This is a genomic window from Caballeronia sp. 11_S32 (assembly GCF_056930355.1).
Window position 1 is genome coordinate 320,840 of record NZ_JBXOWH010000005.1, and the last position, 15,342, is coordinate 336,181.

Consider the following 15,342-nt stretch of genomic DNA (forward strand, 5'->3'; position numbering starts at 1 on the left):
TGGTCCGCCACTGTCGCGCGAAACAGGCACAATGAGAAGATCCAGTTTCGATCACTTTTCATGGTCCAGTTTCGCAAGTCCAACGATGGCGCCACCGGAACCGGACGCCGCATCTACGATCTGCTGCGCGCGCAAATCGCGGACGGCACGCTTCCCGCCGGCGCCCCCGTGCCATCGACGCGCGCCCTCGCGGCCGAGCTCGGCGTATCGCGGACCACGGTCACATCGGCGTTCGAGCAACTCGCCGCGGAAGGATTCATCGTCACGTCGGCGGGCCGTGCCGCGCGCGTCGCGAGCCAGCCGGCGACACGCGCATCATCGAAGCGGTCGCCCCGCCGCGCCCGTAGCGCTCCAGTCTTGTCCGAGTACGGGCGTCGTGTGGAAAAGATACGCACGCCGACGCTGCCTTCCGCCTTTCAACGCCGCATCGACTTCCTGTATGGCGCGCTCTCTGCGCGCGACTTCCCCACGCTGATCTGGCGGCGCGCCTATCAGGCCGAGTTGCTGCGCCAGCGAGGCGATCTCTACTACGTTGCACCCGAAGGCGATGCATCGTTGAGGCGTGCGCTTCAGGCGTATCTGGGGCGCGCGCGCGGCCTCGTCTGCGATGCGGAGCAGATCGTCGTGGTGAGCGGCACACAGCAGGCCATCGATCTGTGCGCGCGCCTGTTGCTCGATCCCGGCGATGCCTTCGTCTTCGAGGACCCCGGCTATCTGATCGCGCGCCATTGCTTCGAGGCTTCGGGGGCGCGGCTCTTGCCCGCCATGGTCGATGAACATGGCATCGACACCAGCCGCATTCCCGACGATGATCGCGCACGACTGGCCTATGTCACGCCTTCGCACCAGTTTCCGCTGGGCGGCGTCTTGCCGATCGGCAGGCGCTTCGAACTGCTGCAATGGGCTCAACGTCGGCGCGCGTGGATCATCGAGGACGATTACGACGGCGAGTTCCGCTACGGCCAGCGCCCGATCGACGCATTGCAATCGATCGACGCGGGGGGCCGCGTGATCTATGTCGGCACGTTTTCCAAGGCGTTGTCGCCGCATTTGCGGCTCGGCTATCTGGTGCTGCCGCACGAGCTCGTGCCGGTGTTCCGGCAGGCCAAGCGGCTCTGCGACCGGCACGCGCCGGTGCTCGAACAGCGTGTGCTGGCTTCGCTGATCGAAAGCGGCGCTTACGAGCGTCACGTGCGGCGAATGCGGCGCGAGTACGAGCGCCGCCGATCGGCGCTGCTGGATGCCATCGCGCATCATTTGCCCGCCGGTTCCCACGTCACCGGATCGGCGGCGGGCCTGCATGTCCTGTTGTGGCTGCCCGCGATGCGTGCGAAGGACGAGGCCGCTCTGGTAAAGACGGCCAGCGAGCGGGGTGTGGGGGTCTATCCGGTGTCACCGCTGTTCGCGGGCGAGGCGGCCTCAGGGCGAAGCCGCGCGGCGGGTTTGATTCTGGGTTATGCGAGCCTGAGCGTCGAGCAGATAGGGCAGGGTATGCGCATTCTCGCGGAGGTGATCGGGCAATTCAGTCCGCGGTCGAGACGGGCCCGTTAGATGAGATTCCGCCCGACCGCATCGGCCTTCATGCCGCTAGCCCCTATGCCGCCAGCACGACGTTCGCCGCTTCCTCTTCTGCCTGCGCGATAACCGCCGCATGCTCGCGAATGAGACGATAAACCGTCTCGCCCGGCACGGTCTCCGACTCCAGCAACTGGTCGGCGATCGCGCGCAAGACCGGCTCGTTCGCCTGCAACAGCGCGAAGCATGCATCGCTCAGATCGTGCAGCAGCGCGTTCGCGTGCTCGATCGAGTTCTTCAACTGCAAGCCCGCATACTGCTGCGGCAGGGCCGCGAGGCTGAACAGATTGCCGTCGGCATTGAAGCCGAACTTCGACACCATGTCGAGGCTGATCCGTGACGCTTCCTGCAGATCCGATGCCGCGCCGCTCGATGCTTCGTCGAACATCAGCAGCTCCGCATTGCGTCCGCCGAGCAGAACCTGAATCTCGTTGCGCAGCTCCGTCTCACGATACAGATGCTTGTCCTGCATCTTGGTGATGAGCGCGACGCCGAGCGCGCCGCCGCGCGGCAGGATCGTGACCTCTTCGAGCACGCCCGTGCCGAGCAGCGCGGCGACGAGTCCGTGACCCGCTTCATGCACCGCGATGCGCGTGCGTTCGTCGTCCGACAGGGCACGTTCCGCGCCGTTGACATCGCCGATGCGCGCGATCTTGATCGCTTCCATGAAATGCGTCGCGCCGACTTCGCGATCGCCCGCCTTGCGCGCGACGAGGCCGGCCTGATTCACGATCATCGACAGCGTGGCAGGCGACAGGCCTGTCGTCAGCCGCGCGAGCTGGTCGAAATCGATGTCCTCGGATTTCGTCTTCAGATTGGCGGCGTAAAAGCGCAGGATTTCCGCGCGGTCTTCGACGCTCGGCAGACGCACCTGCACCGTGCGATCGAAACGGCCGGGACGCCGCAGCGCTTCGTCGAGATTGTCCGGATGGTTGGTCGCCGCGACGATGATCACGCCTTCGTTCGATGCGAAGCCGTCCATCTCCGCGAGCAGTTGATTGATGATGCGGTTGCTTTCCGCTTCGACCGGGCCGCCGCCCGTATCGGTGCGCTTGCCGAGGCCGTCCGCTTCGTCGATGAAGATCACCGTCGGCGCGTTCTTGCGCGCGAGCTCGAACAGATGCTTCACCTTCTGAATGCCGACACCGTAATACTTCGCGCTGAAGTAGCTGCCCGTGATCGCGATGAAGTTCGCGCCGCATTCGCCCGCGAGCGCCTGCGCGAGCCGCGTCTTGCCGACGCCCGGCCCGCCCGTCATCAAAATGCCGCACGGCGCGCGCACGCCCATGCCGGTAAATTGTGCAGGCTCGGTAAGAAACGCGCGCACATCCGTGAGCGCGGCTTTCGCTTCGCCCGCGCCGATGACATCATCGAAACGCAGCGTCGGCGATGTGCCCAGCAGTTGCGCACCGCCGCGCATCTCGCGGCGCATGAACCAGAGCAGGCCGCCGATCATCAGCACCGGCAGCAGAAGACTCAACACGTCGCGCGAGCGGTCGAACGTCTCGGTCCAGCGCGCCATCCCTACGCGCACGTTGGCGTCGGGCAGCCACACGAGCTGATAGGGCGCCGTCGCGCCCGGCTTGAGATCGCCGAGCAGGAGCGCATTGGAGAAGGCGCCGTTATGGTCGGCGACGTAGTACTTCTCGCCTTTCGACGTGGAGACGAGAATCGCATCGGGGCTCACGCCGATCGTCGCGACGTTGCGCTCGCGAATATCGGTCAGCATTTCCGATGCGTCTTTCTCGCGATGCGTCCACGCGGCGGCGTCATGACGCATCTGATTGGCCACGCCGGTCAGCGCCGCTGCCTGGGACTGCGCGGCATGCATTTGATTGCGCCAGTGCAGAACGCCCACACCCGCTACGAGCGCCGCAGCGATCACACCATACGCGATATATCGGCCAACGCGTGACCGCAGCGAATTCCTTACCGGTTTCATCAATTCTTTCCCATGGGGCCGCGAGGGCGGCGCCCTTCAATCTATCGTCGGATGAATGGCATCCGGACGTGTCTCTCGTGCCTCGGTGGTGGGATGCCCGCCGTGTATGTCTTGATGCTCAAGATGGCGAAGCGATCGACCTTTAACCGCAGATCGTCAACCATGCGAGCATGGCCCTTTTTCGGGGAGTGCTCCGCTGGAATGGTGCCCGTATCGCATGACCATTCGATAACGCGGAACAGCGCGCGAACGAGCTTCACCGCGCCTCTCAGTCACGTCCCTTTTTTATGATTAACGGCAGAGGACGAATCTTCTTGACGGCAGTGTAAAAGCGGATGATCCGCGCTCGCGGCTTGATGCAGGTTTGATGGTGTACGCAGGACGAAGGCAAGGATATCACGGCAGAATCCGATGCTCCATCCGGTAAGGAATACTGCTTGCTTAAGCTAGTGAACTGTCCGCGCACATGGGGCGCGCGGCGGATCTGAAACCGGAGGGAGATAACATCATGTTGTATTACGCGTTGGTCTTTTTCATCATCGCGATCATCGCCGCCGCCCTCGGGTTCGGCGGCATCGCGGCAGGCGCCGCGGGCATCGCGAAGATTCTATTCTTCATATTCCTCGTCATATTCCTCGTGACGCTCGTCATGGGTCTCATGCGACGTTGACGGCCATCATGCGAAGGCGTCGTGCCGAGGCTGGCCGGCACGACGCCTTTTTTTCAACCTGCGATCCCGTCGCTCGCCTGATCGATCAGTTTGAGCGAAGCCTCCGGATCGTCCATCTCACCGATAGCAAGCAAAGCAAAGCGCGCGAGAAAGAGCGACGCTTTGGCCTCGCCGAGTTGCGTCATCGTTTTGCACAGGCGCGTGTAGACGGCGTCGAGTTGTGCATCGGTCATGATGTTCTCCATGGTTTAGTCGTTTGATGCGGACAGTGCGCGCGCAAGCGCCGCTTCAATATCGCGCGGCTGCGCGTCGTGCCAGCGGCCGAGCACGTGGCCGTCGGGCCTGAGCAGATACACGGTGCCGGGCTTCGCGTCGTAACGCTCGAAGATGCGCCCCGTGTGATCCCATGCATGCACGCCCGGCGTCTGCGGATGCAGATGCGCGCTCAACGGCACCGCCTTGAACGGCGCGCCGCCAATGCGCAGCGCATTTGCGAGGGCCGCGAACGCGGCGGGCAGGGTGCCGTCATCGGTGAAGCAGAGCGCGGTGAAGCTCGCGCCGGCGAGATCGGTCAGATGCGCTTCGCGTCCGTGTCCGCTCTCCACGATCGTCACCGGATACTCCGCCAGCACCGCGCCCGGCACCGGACCTGAAGCGAAGGTATCGCGATCGGCAATATTCAATGGCGAGTCCGCATACGTGATCGCGGACGTCTGCCGCGGATTGATCAGCGAGCGCACCTCGGGATGCTTCGCGGCAAGACTGAGCACCGCCGTGCGCATCAGTTCGAATGCGAACGAAGGCGGCGCCATGAACTCCGTGCTCTTCGTGCCGTAGCTCAGGTTCTCGTGCGTCGCGGCGACGCGCTCGTCGGAATAGCTGTCCAGCAGCGTATCCGATGCGATCCCCTTCACGACGAACGCGAGCTTCCACGCGATGTTGTCCGCATCGTCGATACCCGAATTCGCGCCGCGCACGCCGAAGATCGGCACGAGATGCGCGGCGTCGCCGGCGAACATCACGCGCTTGTGCCGATAACGTTCGAGCGTCAACGCATTGGCCTTGTAGATCGTGATCCAGATCGGTGACCACGCGCCCGTTTCGCCCATCATGTCGAGCAGGCTCTGCACGCGCGGCATCACGTTTTCGGGCTTTACTGCTTCGTCGGCGTCCTCGCCGTCGCGCAATTGATAGTCGATGCGCCATACGTTATCCGGCTGCTTGTGCACGAGCACGGTCGAGCCCGGATTCGACGATGGATCGAAGTACGCGAGACGCTCGGTGGGCCGCTTGCTGTCGAGCTCGATATCGACGATCACGTAACGGCCTTCATAGCTCGTGCCCTTCAATTGCAGGCCGAGCGCTTCGCGTATCGTGCTGCGGCCGCCGTCGCTCGCGACGACCCAGCCGGTGTCGAGCGCGTAGTCGCCATCGGGTGTCGAGAGTTGCAGCGTCGCGCCGTCGTCGCGTGCGTCGATAGATTTCACGCGCGTCTGCCAGCGGATATCGATGAGGTCGGCGCGCTTCTCGGCGGCATCGAGCAGAAACTGTTCGATGTGATATTGCGCGAGATTGACCATCGGCGGCAGCTTCTGGTTTTCATCTTGCGGCATCGTGAAATGCAGCACTTCCGTGTCGCGATAGAAGCTGCGTCCGCCCGTCCACGGCAGGCCGGTTTTCAGAAAGCCGTCGAGCGCGCCGAGCCGCTCGATGATCTCCAGGCTGCGCCGCGAGATGCAGATCGCGCGGCTGCCGTGACAGACGGAATCGTCCGCTTCGATCAGCACCGAGCGCACGCCGTGATTCGCGAGCCCGAGCGCGACCGCGAGACCGACCGGGCCGCCGCCGACGATCGTCACGGCATGGCGCGTTACATCGACGCCGTGCTGCAACCGGGGAATGCGTGCCGCGTATTTTTTCGCCGTGAACGGATACGGTTTGAATGCCTTGTTCATCCTGTGCTCCTGATAGCTTCCGTGATTCTTCAAGCGGCGCGCGCTTCGGTTTTCTGTATGGGCAACATCATCACGACGAGCGTGCCGATTGCGAGCAGCACGGCCGAATAGATCAGCCCTGAAGTGAAGCTGTGCGTCGCGTCCTTCAGCCAGCCGACGATGAGCGGATTGAGCGCCGAACTGATATTGCCTGTCGCGTTGATGACCGCGATGCCGATTGCGCGCGCCTTGAAGCTCAATGCGTGATCGGGCGTGGTCCAGAAGATCGACATGGCCGTGTACGAGCCGGCCGATGCGAGGCATACGCCGAGCATGCGCAGCGCGGGATTCGCGGAATACGCGGTGCACAGCCAGCCGGCGGCGGAGAAGAGCATCGGCAGCATCAGATGCCATTTGCGCTCCTGCTTGCGATCCGAGCGGCGTCCCCACACGATCATCGCGACGATCGTGCAAACCTGGGGAATCGCCGCGAGCAGGCCGATCGTGCGATTACTCGCATCGGCGCTGAAGCTCTTGACGATGAGCGGCGTCCACACGGCGACCATCGCGAGCGTGTTCACGAGGCAGAAGTACGCGATCGCGAACTTCACGACGGTCGGCGAGAGCAACTCGGCGACGATGCCGTTGCCGCTTACCTGTGCCGATGCGGTCGCGTCGTCGCGATGCTCGCTTGCAAGTGTCGCGGCGAGCGTGCGCTTTTCATCGGCATCGAGCCAGTGCGCCTTGCCGGGGTTATCGTCGAGATAGCGATACACGACGAGGCCGAGCAGCGCGGAGGGCAGTCCTTCGAGCAGGAAGAGCCACTGCCAGCCCTTGAGGCCGAGCGTGCCGTCGAGCGCGAGAATGAACCCTGACAGCGCCGAGCCGACAGCCGCGGTCACGGGCATTGCGATCATGAAGAGCGCGTTGGCGCGGGCACGGTATGCGCCGGGAAACCAGTACGTGAGATAGAGCAGAATGCCGGGCAGGAAGCCCGCTTCCGTCACGCCGACGAGCACGCGCAATACATAGAGCGAAGTGGGGTTCGTCGCGAACATCGTGGCCGTGGAGGCGAGGCCCCAAGCGATCATGATCGTGCCGATCCAGCGGCGCGCGCCGATGCGTGCAAGCACGACGTTGCTCGGAATGCCGAACGCGATGTATGCGATATAGAAGAGCGTGGTGGCGAGACCGAACTGCGTGCTGGTGAGGCCGAGGTCCTTCATCATCGTCAGGCCCGCGAAGCCGATGTTGATGCGGTCCAGAAACGAGAAGAAGAACAGCACGAACAGGAACCACAGCAAATGCCGCGAGACTTTCGCGATCACCGCCTGTTCTTGTGTCTGCGATAACGCCTTGTTCACTGCGCCTCTTGCGCTCGTCGATTCCATGCTGTCGTCTCCGTTCGTGTCGCTCTGTCGGACATCTGATGCGTCGCAGTATGGAGCGCGAGCCTGTGCCGCCTGTCCTCAATTTGGGTACAGCGCGAGCCCGTGGACGGCTTGGGGAAAACACGGATACGTCGATGACGTTCGAGGAGCGTCAGACCTTGCCCGGCCCGATGCACAGCGCGAAGAGCTGCCGCTGGCTCGAAATGCCGAGCCTGCGGTATGCGCGCTTCTGATAGGTCACAACGCTCGTCGCCTTGATGCCCATTGCATCGCCGATCTCCTGCGCGGTGCGGCCTTCGAGCACGCCGGTCAGCACGTCGAGCTCGCGCTTCGAAAGCTCTGGGCACAGCCCGCGCACGCGCGCGAGCATCAGATGCGAGATCGGCATGTCGCGCTGCCCGCAGAGTGCATAGTGATGCTTCGCCGCGTGCGCGATGAGCGGCGCCATCGCTTCGATCAACGCGATCTCGCGCGGATGAAAGTTGCCGAAGCGCGTGTCGCGATAGAGGTTCACGGAGAGCCACACGTCGGGCGTGGGCTGCACGAGCAGCGACACGCGGTCCGACACGTTCGGCTGGTGATAGCACGCCGCGCGATACGCCTCGTTGGCGATGTCCTCGCTCGTCTGCCGATGCAGCACGAGCATGGAGCCGGGCTTGTCGTTGCGCGCCGTCGAGACGATTTTCTGATTGCCGTCGAGCGCGTAGAAATGGCGTGCGTAGGTGTCTGCGACATCGCGTAGAAAGCGCCCGCCGCGATGATCGGCCACCGATACCGTGCGCGGCCGGTTGCCGAACTCGTACGCGAAGATCGTGCATTGCGAGATCGCGGCGATGTCGCCGAGCAGCTTGAGCACTTCGGCGGCGAGCGCATTGGAATCCTCGCTGCCGATGGACGACACGAGCCCCGTCGCGCGGCTGAGATCCAGCTGCCCTTGTGAGGAGGGGCGGTCGAGTCGCCAGGAGCGCATGATGTGCAGAAGTGAAAGGCGGGGCGATCCCGCTATTTTAGGCTCGTGGGCCGACGCTGGCGCGCGATGGCCGAGCGCGGGGCGGCCTGGCGGCGCACGATCCAGTTGAAGAGCGGCGTCGCCATCAGCGTGCTGAGCACGGCCATGAGCACGAGGATGGAGAACAGTCCCGGCAGGATCACGCCCGCCGCGAGGCCGATGTTGATGATGATGAGCTCCATCAGGCCGCGCGCGTTCATCAGCGCGCCGATCGCCATGGCGTCGCCGGAAGGCTCGCCGTTCAGCCGCGCGGCCGCCCAGCATGCGATGCCCTTGCCGCCGAACGACGCGAGCAGGATCACGGTCGCGGCGCCCATGATCGCCGGGTTCATCAGCATGTCGAGCCGCGTGTTCAGGCCCGAGTACGTGAAGAACATCGGCAGCAGAAACACGACGACAAACGGCTGCAGCATATCGCGCAGCTTTTCGGTGAGCGGACCGCGCGGCAGCGCCACACCGAGCAGGAAGCCGCCGAAGACCGCGTGAATGCCGATCGCGTCCATCGCGAACGCGCACAGCGAGAACAGCACCATCACGGCGGCGAGCACGCTCGTGGGCAGCGGCGCGTCCGGATTCAGTCCGGTGGCGAGCCGGCGCAGCAGCTTGCCGCCGGCGAAGATCATGAAGAGCGCGAAGGCCGCGCCGCCGCCGATCGCGGCGTACGCGCTCATCCACGAGCCGCCGAAGCTCGCGAGCACGATCGCGAGGATGCACCATGCGGCGGCGTCGTCGAACGCGCCGGCGGTCAGCGCGAGCGTGCCGAGCGAGGTGCCGGCGAGACCGCGCTCGTGGATGATGCGCGCGAGCATCGGGAACGCGGTGATCGCGATCGCCGCGCCCAGAAACAGCGACGCTTCGTAGAGCCGCAAGTTCGCGGCGAAGAGGCCGGGGATCGTGTGCAGCCAGGGCGTGAGCGCGAACGCGAGCGCGAACGGCGCGACGATGCCGGCAAGCGACACGCTCATCGCGCTCTTCGCGCGTGCGCGGAAGTGTTCCGCGCGGAACTCGGTGCCGACGAGAAACATGTAGAGTCCGACGCCGAGCTGCGCGGCGACGTAGAGCATGCCCATGGTCGGCTTGGGAAAGAGCGCCTGCTGCCATTGCGGCAGCAGCAGCCCGAAGAGCGACGGGCCGAGCAATACGCCCGCGATCATCTCGCCGACCACTTGCGGCTGGCCGACGCGTTGCGCGAGCCGTCCGACGAGTTGGCTCGTGAAGACGATCACCGCGGCCTGGAGGAAGAAGTGGACGGAGAGTTGGGAGGTGGGCATTGCTTGGGTGGCCGGGAGCGATGACCGCAGTCTGGTGGCGGGGGCGAGGGTCTGTCAATGTGTCTGGGGATTGTCGTGGGGGCTTTGGATAGCGAGTCAAGTTCCATCCCACCAGGACGAAGTCGCAGTATCGAGCGAATAGGCCCGTCCTCCAAGACACTCCGTTCAAATTGGAACTGGTAATGATGCGGCTACCGCGAGTGGTGATGTCACCTGCGCAGCGATTGATGCCATATATATTCCCTCTTCAATTCGCCTGTGAGCTCGATTCTTTCAGGATTAAGGCGACTTGAATGGCAGGCCGGTTTATTGCGAATAGATTGGATTATGCTCTCCAGGCGGATCGTAATATCTGTGCCGATTGTAGACAGCCCGTCAGGATCGCTGTTGATCGCGGATGGCTGGGGATTTCCGCTGAATGAACTGACACGGGTCGTTTTCGATCCCTTTAGTCATATCTTGCTAGTTACAAAATAAATTGACCCAAGACCCTCTTGCAGTTCATACGCTAAGGCTTCTCCCTCTTTTTGAACTCTTTCAAAGCTTCCTCGTTTTAGAATCCCGAATCCACCGGATCGTTGCTATCGAACGTTGCATCGAACAGATCAGCCCAAGCCAATAGTCTATTTTGAAGATCTGACGAGATAGGAAAATCGCTATGATCGATGCCTGCATCACTGTGCCAGGAATTTCGGCCTCGGATATACTTCTGTCCGCAAAATGTGTCCCGTGTGCATCGGTAATATGTCGAAGGCCAGCGGTGGCGTTGCCAGTTTCAAGGAAGGAGATTTGACCATTTGGCATCCTGCCAGTGGCAACAATATTCTCTGGCGTGAATTTAACGCCGTTCGCCGCAAGTTCATCCAAATGCTCCTGCTTAACCAGGCAGGATGTTAGTCCCAGCGGATCCGCCCACCTCAGCGTGTTCGGTGCAAATCGATATGGATTACTGCCACCGAGCAGTCCGATCGGATCTTGTGATATGAAGATGCCGGTCTGCGGATCGAAATACCGATGTAGCATGAACGAAGGGCCGCTTTTAAGCGGCCCTTCTCTAATCTACTCCCAATTGAGAGATTCTAAATATTTCATTATATTTTCTCGCGTTATTTTTCTTAAAAGGACAGCACATTCATCCGAAAAATATCCGTGCTGATCCACCTCATCATTGGCGTCCTGAGAAAACCTTGTTATGTCGTAAAAATTAAAAATTCTCCTGCGGCTTCCCACGAAAACCTCAAAATTCAACACAGAACCTTTCGATTCGCACTCAAACTCAAAAAGCTCGTCATACCAAGCTGGAAGATTAATGTTCATTTCAAAAAACCTTGATCTTTGAAGCGCAGCCTGATCGGCAGCGGCGTGCTGCTGTTCAGCGCGGATGCGTCGCCGCTGCATCGCAATCCCCTGCTTCAGATGAAGTTGGGCTGCATCGCGCTCGGGCTCGCGAACGCCTTGGCGTTGCGCCGGGTCTGGGCGCACCGGCTCGCCGACTGGGACCGGCATCCGCCCCTTTCCGGCCGTGTGCAGGCGATCCTTTCCCTGCTGTTGTGGCCGATCGCCGGCACGCTGGGACGGCTGCTCGCGTACCAATAGCGGCGGCGCTTACCACCCAGCCGCCACACCGTCGCTGCGCGGATCGTCACCGCCTTCAAATAACCCATTCGGATGACGAATGATCGCGCCTGCGTGGCCCATCGTTTCATCGTAGGCCTGCAGGACATCGACTTCATGGCCGAGGCGCCGAAGCGCCGCGATGGTGCCATCGCCGAAGCGCGCTTCGAGCTTGAGCGAGTCGCTCGCCTGTCCCCACGTGCGTCCAAGGAGCCAGCGCGGCGCATCGATGGCCGTCTGCGGATTCCAGCCGTATCGCGCGATGCGCGTGAACACCGCGCTCTGCGATTGCGGCTGGCCGTCGCCGCCCATGTTGCCGTAGACCATCACGCGACCATCGTCGAAACGCGCGAGCGCGGGATTGAGCGTGTGAAAGGGCCGGCGTCCCGGCATGAGCGGATTGCGCGAGCTTGGATCGAGCGAAAAACTGCATCCGCGGTTCTGCCAGTTCACGCTGGAAGAGGGCAGCACGATGCCGCTGCCGAACTCGTGATAGATGCTCTGGATGAAGCTGACGGCCACGCCATCGCCGTCGATGACGCCGAGCCACACGGTATCCGCGGGGCCGAGGCCGTTGCCCCAGGGCGCGGCACGGTCCATCGAGATTTGCGCGGCCAATGCATCGAGCCGATCCGGCGCGAGCAGAGATTGCGGATCCACGTCCATGTGATCGGGATCCGTGATGTGCGCATCGCGGATAGCGAAGGCCAGCTTTGTGGCTTCGACGCACGCATGCACATACTCGGGTCCGAGCGGGTCCATGTCGTCGCGCAGCACGCGGTCCAGCAGGCCGACGATGATCAGCGACACGAGTCCTTGCGTCGGCGGCGGCATGTTGTACACCGTCCCGAGCGAATGCGCGACGGCAAGCGGCGCCACGATCCGCGCGCGATGGCGCTCCAGATCGGCGAGCGCGAGCGGGCTGCCGAGCGCGCTCAATTCCTGCGCGATGTTGCGCGCGAGATCGCCGCGATAGAAATCGTCGAGACCGTTATGCACGAGATGCGCGAGCGTCGCGGCCATGCGCGGCTGCGTGAAGCGATCGCCCGCCCGCAGTGTCAATGCCGGCGCCGGCGCCGATGGCATGAACGTGTCCGCGAAACCCGGCACGCCTTCGAGTTCGTCGCGTTTGGCGGCGATGCACCGCGCCTGGCTGTCGGTGACGGGCACGCCGTTCGTCGCGTAGGCGATCGCATCGTCGAGCAGGCGCGCGAGCGGCAGGCGGCCGTTCAGCGTTTTTTGCGACCACTCGAACGCGGCGTGCCAGCCGGACACGGTGCCCGCGACCGTGTTCGCCGCGAGCGGCCCGCGATGCGGAATGCGGTCGAGCGCAAGCTCGCGATACCGCGCGATCGTCGCCGCCGATGCCGCCGCGCCGCACGCCTCTATGCCGACGGGCGCTTCGCCCGGCCGTGAGATCAGCCAGAAGCCGTCGCCGCCGATGCCGTTCATGTGCGGATAGACGACCGCGATCGTCGCGGCGGCCGCGATCATCGCTTCGACTGCATTGCCGCCTTCGCGCAACACGGCGAGCGCGCTTTGCGACGCGAGCGAGTGCGGCGCGACCGCCATGCCGCGTGTGCCTCGCGAGGGATTGAAGTGTCGGATGGTCATGGATCGAATGTCGAAAAAGATGAACGGTCAGGCGCCGCGCGGCTTCAGGGGCGTACGCATGATCTTTCTGCAAAGCTGGACGAACTGCTCGACGAGCGCCGAACGCTCGCCGCTGATCGCAAGACTCGCGACCACGGGAATCGCGATTTCCGGCGCGAGCGGCACGACGTTCAGGCCGAGCTCGCGCGCGGAGAGCGCCGCGAGTTCGTCGACGATCGTGACGAGCCGCGAGCGCGCCGCCAGCGCGATGAGCGAGTGATACGACTGCGCGGTGATCGTCGCGCGCACGTCGATCGCGTGTTCCTCGAAGCGCTTGTTGAGCAGACGCCCGAGCGGATCGTCCGGATCGGGGCCGATGATCTCGCGGCCATCGAACGCGGCGAGCCCGATGGTTTCCGTATCGTCGAGCACGTCCGGATGACCCACGCAGACGAGCCGGCTCGACGCGAGTTCCGTCTCGCGAATCGCCGGATGCGCGATGCTGTGATACAGCACGCCGACATCCGCGTCCATCAGCGCGATATTTGCCACCGCGGTCGCGGAGTAATCGGAGCGCACGGAGAGCTTCACGTTCGGATGCATCTCGCCGAACGCGAGCGCCGCATCCGCGACGACCGTTTGCGCGAGCGCGGGCGCGGCGAGCACGCGGATCGACGACTCGTCGGTGCCGCCGCGCAGGTTGTCCGCGAGACGTTGAACCGCGTGCAACTGCTCGTCGAGCTTCAGCATCTCGGGGAAGAGACGCTGCGCTTCGCGCGTCGGAACGAGCTTGCCGCGCGTGCGCTCGAAGAGCGGATAGCCGAGCTGACGTTCCGCGCTTTGCAGGATCTGCGTGACCGCCGGCTGCGTGAGCGACAGCAGCGCGGCGGCGGCCTTCAGCGTGCCCGTCACGCGGATCGCGTTGACGACTTCTATGTGCCTGAGTCTCATCGAATGTCGTGTCCGGTCTGGGTCGGGCCAGCCAGGCGAACCGGCCCGCGCTGCAAGACCGGCTTTGCCGTCACGCGTTGTTGAGCGCGTTGTTGTCCTCGATGCGCGCGCTCTGGGAGCGCAGCCTGAACCAGAGGATACAGGTAAGCGCGATGACGGCGGTGACCATCACGTACCACGCGGGCACGAACTTGCTGCCGGTTTCGTTGGCGATCCACGTGCAGATCATCAGCGACAAACCGCCGAAGACCGCGAAGGTCAGGTTATGCACGATCGCGATGCAGGTCGTGCGCGTGCCGTGCGGAAAGAGCTCGGCGACGAAGGCGGGCATCGCGCCCTGGAACACCATCACGCAGGCGGTGAGGCCGGTGATGCAGAGCACGTACACGCCGACCGTCGGCTGCGCGACCATCAGATGGAACGCGGGCATCGTGAGCGCGACGGTCAGCAGCGTGCCCGCCGTGATCAGCGCGAGCCGGCCGACGCGATCGGACAGCGCCCCGAATACGGGCGGCAGGAAAATCTGCGCGACGGAGTAGCCGATCGCGCCGAGCATCGAATCGGCGGCGGAAAGGCCGAGCACCTTCTGCGCGTAGAGCGGGATGAACACGCCGAGCAGATAGTTCGTGGATGCCGCGAGCGAATACAGGCCGATCGCGGCGGCGATGCGCGCCTTCGCGGTCGAGAGCGCCTCGCGCAGCGGATTGTGCTCGTGGCGGCTCGCTTCGAACTCGGGCGTTTCATCGACTCGGCGGCGAATCCAGTAGCCGAACGGCACGATCGCGAGGCCGATGAGAAACGGCACGCGCCATCCCCACGACAGCAGCGTGTCGGGCGTCATCACGCGCGTCGTCACGAGGCCGACGATGCTCGCGAGTCCCGTCGCCAGCCCGATGCCGACCACCTGATAGCTCGCGAAATAGCCTTTCATGCCCTTGGGCGCATGCTCGGTGACGAACGACACCGTCGAGCCGAACTCGCCGCCCGCCGAGAAGCCCTGCAGGAACTTGCCGAACACGAGGATCAGCGTGCCGCCCGCGCCGAGCATCGCGTAGGTCGGCGCGCACGCGATGACGAACGTACCGAGCGCCATGAGCCAGATGGTGAGCATCATCGCGGCCTTACGTCCGCGCTTGTCGCTGTACCCGCCGATCACGACCGCGCCGAGCGGCCGGATGAAGTAGCTGATGCCGAAGGTCGCGGCGGTGGCGAGCATCGACGTGTAGGCGTCGCCCGTCGGAAAAAAGGCCTTGGCGATGATCGCGGCAAGGAACCCGTAGATGAACAGATCGTAGAACTCGAGCATGTTGCCGACGAGCGCGGATGCCAGAATGCGCCGGAATTTGCCGCGTTGCGCGCGGCTGAAAGCGAGATCGTGTGACATGGCGTTTC

At 63.6% G+C, this 15,342-nt stretch carries 13 protein-coding genes; 3 read left to right on the forward strand and 10 right to left on the reverse strand.

The window, feature by feature from the left end; translation table 11 throughout:
- The first annotated feature begins 60 nt into the window (after nucleotides 1-60).
- A complete protein-coding gene (gene pdxR / locus AC1Z32_RS36085; RefSeq protein WP_483483652.1) occupies nucleotides 61-1,551 on the forward strand; it encodes a MocR-like pyridoxine biosynthesis transcription factor PdxR in 1,491 nt (496 codons plus the stop codon).
- A gap of 43 nt (nucleotides 1,552-1,594) precedes the next feature.
- Here the strand turns inward: pdxR and AC1Z32_RS36090 are convergent, their stop codons facing one another.
- Nucleotides 1,595-3,517: an AAA family ATPase gene (locus AC1Z32_RS36090; protein WP_483483653.1), complete on the reverse strand. Its 1,923-nt coding sequence runs from the start codon at nucleotides 3,515-3,517 to the stop codon at nucleotides 1,595-1,597.
- A gap of 508 nt (nucleotides 3,518-4,025) precedes the next feature.
- Here AC1Z32_RS36090 and AC1Z32_RS36095 point away from each other — a divergent pair.
- A complete protein-coding gene (locus AC1Z32_RS36095) occupies nucleotides 4,026-4,187 on the forward strand; it encodes a DUF1328 family protein (protein WP_008346326.1) in 162 nt (53 codons plus the stop codon).
- A 53-nt stretch (nucleotides 4,188-4,240) separates the two neighbouring features.
- On the opposite strand, the gene AC1Z32_RS36100 is transcribed toward AC1Z32_RS36095, so the two are convergent.
- The 6 genes from AC1Z32_RS36100 to AC1Z32_RS36125 all read right to left on the reverse strand — a co-directional run bounded on the left by AC1Z32_RS36100 (nucleotide 4,241) and on the right by AC1Z32_RS36125 (nucleotide 10,815).
- A complete protein-coding gene (locus tag AC1Z32_RS36100) occupies nucleotides 4,241-4,420 on the reverse strand; it encodes a hypothetical protein (RefSeq protein ID WP_483483654.1) in 180 nt (59 codons plus the stop codon).
- A 15-nt stretch (nucleotides 4,421-4,435) separates the two neighbouring features.
- Nucleotides 4,436-6,142 (reverse strand): FAD-dependent oxidoreductase, encoded by a 1,707-nt coding sequence (locus AC1Z32_RS36105; RefSeq protein WP_483483655.1) that lies wholly within the window; start codon nucleotides 6,140-6,142, stop codon nucleotides 4,436-4,438.
- A 29-nt stretch (nucleotides 6,143-6,171) separates the two neighbouring features.
- Nucleotides 6,172-7,512, reverse strand: a complete 1,341-nt coding sequence (locus AC1Z32_RS36110; protein ID WP_483483656.1) for an MFS transporter — start codon at nucleotides 7,510-7,512, stop codon at nucleotides 6,172-6,174.
- Nucleotides 7,513-7,663: 151 nt separating this feature from the next.
- Complete coding sequence (locus AC1Z32_RS36115; protein WP_483483657.1) at nucleotides 7,664-8,482, reverse strand: helix-turn-helix transcriptional regulator; 819 nt, start codon at nucleotides 8,480-8,482, stop codon at nucleotides 7,664-7,666.
- Nucleotides 8,483-8,514: 32 nt separating this feature from the next.
- The gene (locus AC1Z32_RS36120) at nucleotides 8,515-9,792 is read right to left on the reverse strand and encodes a cation:proton antiporter (RefSeq protein ID WP_483483658.1); all 1,278 of its coding nucleotides are present in this window, start codon (nucleotides 9,790-9,792) and stop codon (nucleotides 8,515-8,517) included.
- Between the two features lie 537 nt (nucleotides 9,793-10,329).
- Nucleotides 10,330-10,815 carry an RHS repeat-associated core domain-containing protein gene (locus AC1Z32_RS36125; RefSeq protein WP_483483659.1) on the reverse strand — a complete coding sequence of 162 codons (486 nt, stop codon included), beginning with the start codon at nucleotides 10,813-10,815 and terminating at the stop codon, nucleotides 10,330-10,332.
- A 312-nt stretch (nucleotides 10,816-11,127) separates the two neighbouring features.
- On the opposite strand from AC1Z32_RS36125, the gene AC1Z32_RS36130 reads away from it, so the two are divergent.
- On the forward strand, nucleotides 11,128-11,388 hold the full coding sequence (locus AC1Z32_RS36130; RefSeq protein ID WP_483483660.1) for a hypothetical protein: 261 nt from the start codon (nucleotides 11,128-11,130) through the stop codon (nucleotides 11,386-11,388).
- A gap of 9 nt (nucleotides 11,389-11,397) precedes the next feature.
- On the opposite strand, the gene AC1Z32_RS36135 is transcribed toward AC1Z32_RS36130, so the two are convergent.
- The 3 genes from AC1Z32_RS36135 to AC1Z32_RS36145 form a co-directional block, all read right to left on the reverse strand.
- Complete coding sequence (locus tag AC1Z32_RS36135) at nucleotides 11,398-13,020, reverse strand: gamma-glutamyltransferase family protein (RefSeq protein WP_483483661.1); 1,623 nt, start codon at nucleotides 13,018-13,020, stop codon at nucleotides 11,398-11,400.
- Between the two features lie 27 nt (nucleotides 13,021-13,047).
- The gene (locus AC1Z32_RS36140; RefSeq protein WP_483483662.1) at nucleotides 13,048-13,950 is read right to left on the reverse strand and encodes a LysR substrate-binding domain-containing protein; all 903 of its coding nucleotides are present in this window, start codon (nucleotides 13,948-13,950) and stop codon (nucleotides 13,048-13,050) included.
- 70 nt (nucleotides 13,951-14,020) lie between these two features.
- A complete protein-coding gene (locus AC1Z32_RS36145) occupies nucleotides 14,021-15,334 on the reverse strand; it encodes an MFS transporter (RefSeq protein ID WP_483483663.1) in 1,314 nt (437 codons plus the stop codon).
- Nucleotides 15,335-15,342 lie beyond the last annotated feature (8 nt).

Coding starts and splice junctions, on each gene's coding strand:
- AC1Z32_RS36135 (WP_483483661.1), bottom strand. CDS start 13,020: ATGACCATCCGACACTTCAATCCCTCGCGAGGCACACGCGGCATGGCG.
- AC1Z32_RS36095 (WP_008346326.1), top strand. CDS start 4,026: ATGTTGTATTACGCGTTGGTCTTTTTCATCATCGCGATCATCGCCGCC.
- AC1Z32_RS36110 (WP_483483656.1), bottom strand. CDS start 7,512: ATGGAATCGACGAGCGCAAGAGGCGCAGTGAACAAGGCGTTATCGCAG.
- AC1Z32_RS36105 (WP_483483655.1), bottom strand. CDS start 6,142: ATGAACAAGGCATTCAAACCGTATCCGTTCACGGCGAAAAAATACGCG.
- AC1Z32_RS36145 (WP_483483663.1), bottom strand. CDS start 15,334: ATGTCACACGATCTCGCTTTCAGCCGCGCGCAACGCGGCAAATTCCGG.
- AC1Z32_RS36100 (WP_483483654.1), bottom strand. CDS start 4,420: ATGACCGATGCACAACTCGACGCCGTCTACACGCGCCTGTGCAAAACG.
- pdxR (WP_483483652.1), top strand. CDS start 61: ATGGTCCAGTTTCGCAAGTCCAACGATGGCGCCACCGGAACCGGACGC.
- AC1Z32_RS36115 (WP_483483657.1), bottom strand. CDS start 8,482: ATGCGCTCCTGGCGACTCGACCGCCCCTCCTCACAAGGGCAGCTGGAT.
- AC1Z32_RS36120 (WP_483483658.1), bottom strand. CDS start 9,792: ATGCCCACCTCCCAACTCTCCGTCCACTTCTTCCTCCAGGCCGCGGTG.
- AC1Z32_RS36090 (WP_483483653.1), bottom strand. CDS start 3,517: ATGAAACCGGTAAGGAATTCGCTGCGGTCACGCGTTGGCCGATATATC.
- AC1Z32_RS36125 (WP_483483659.1), bottom strand. CDS start 10,815: ATGCTACATCGGTATTTCGATCCGCAGACCGGCATCTTCATATCACAA.
- AC1Z32_RS36140 (WP_483483662.1), bottom strand. CDS start 13,950: ATGAGACTCAGGCACATAGAAGTCGTCAACGCGATCCGCGTGACGGGC.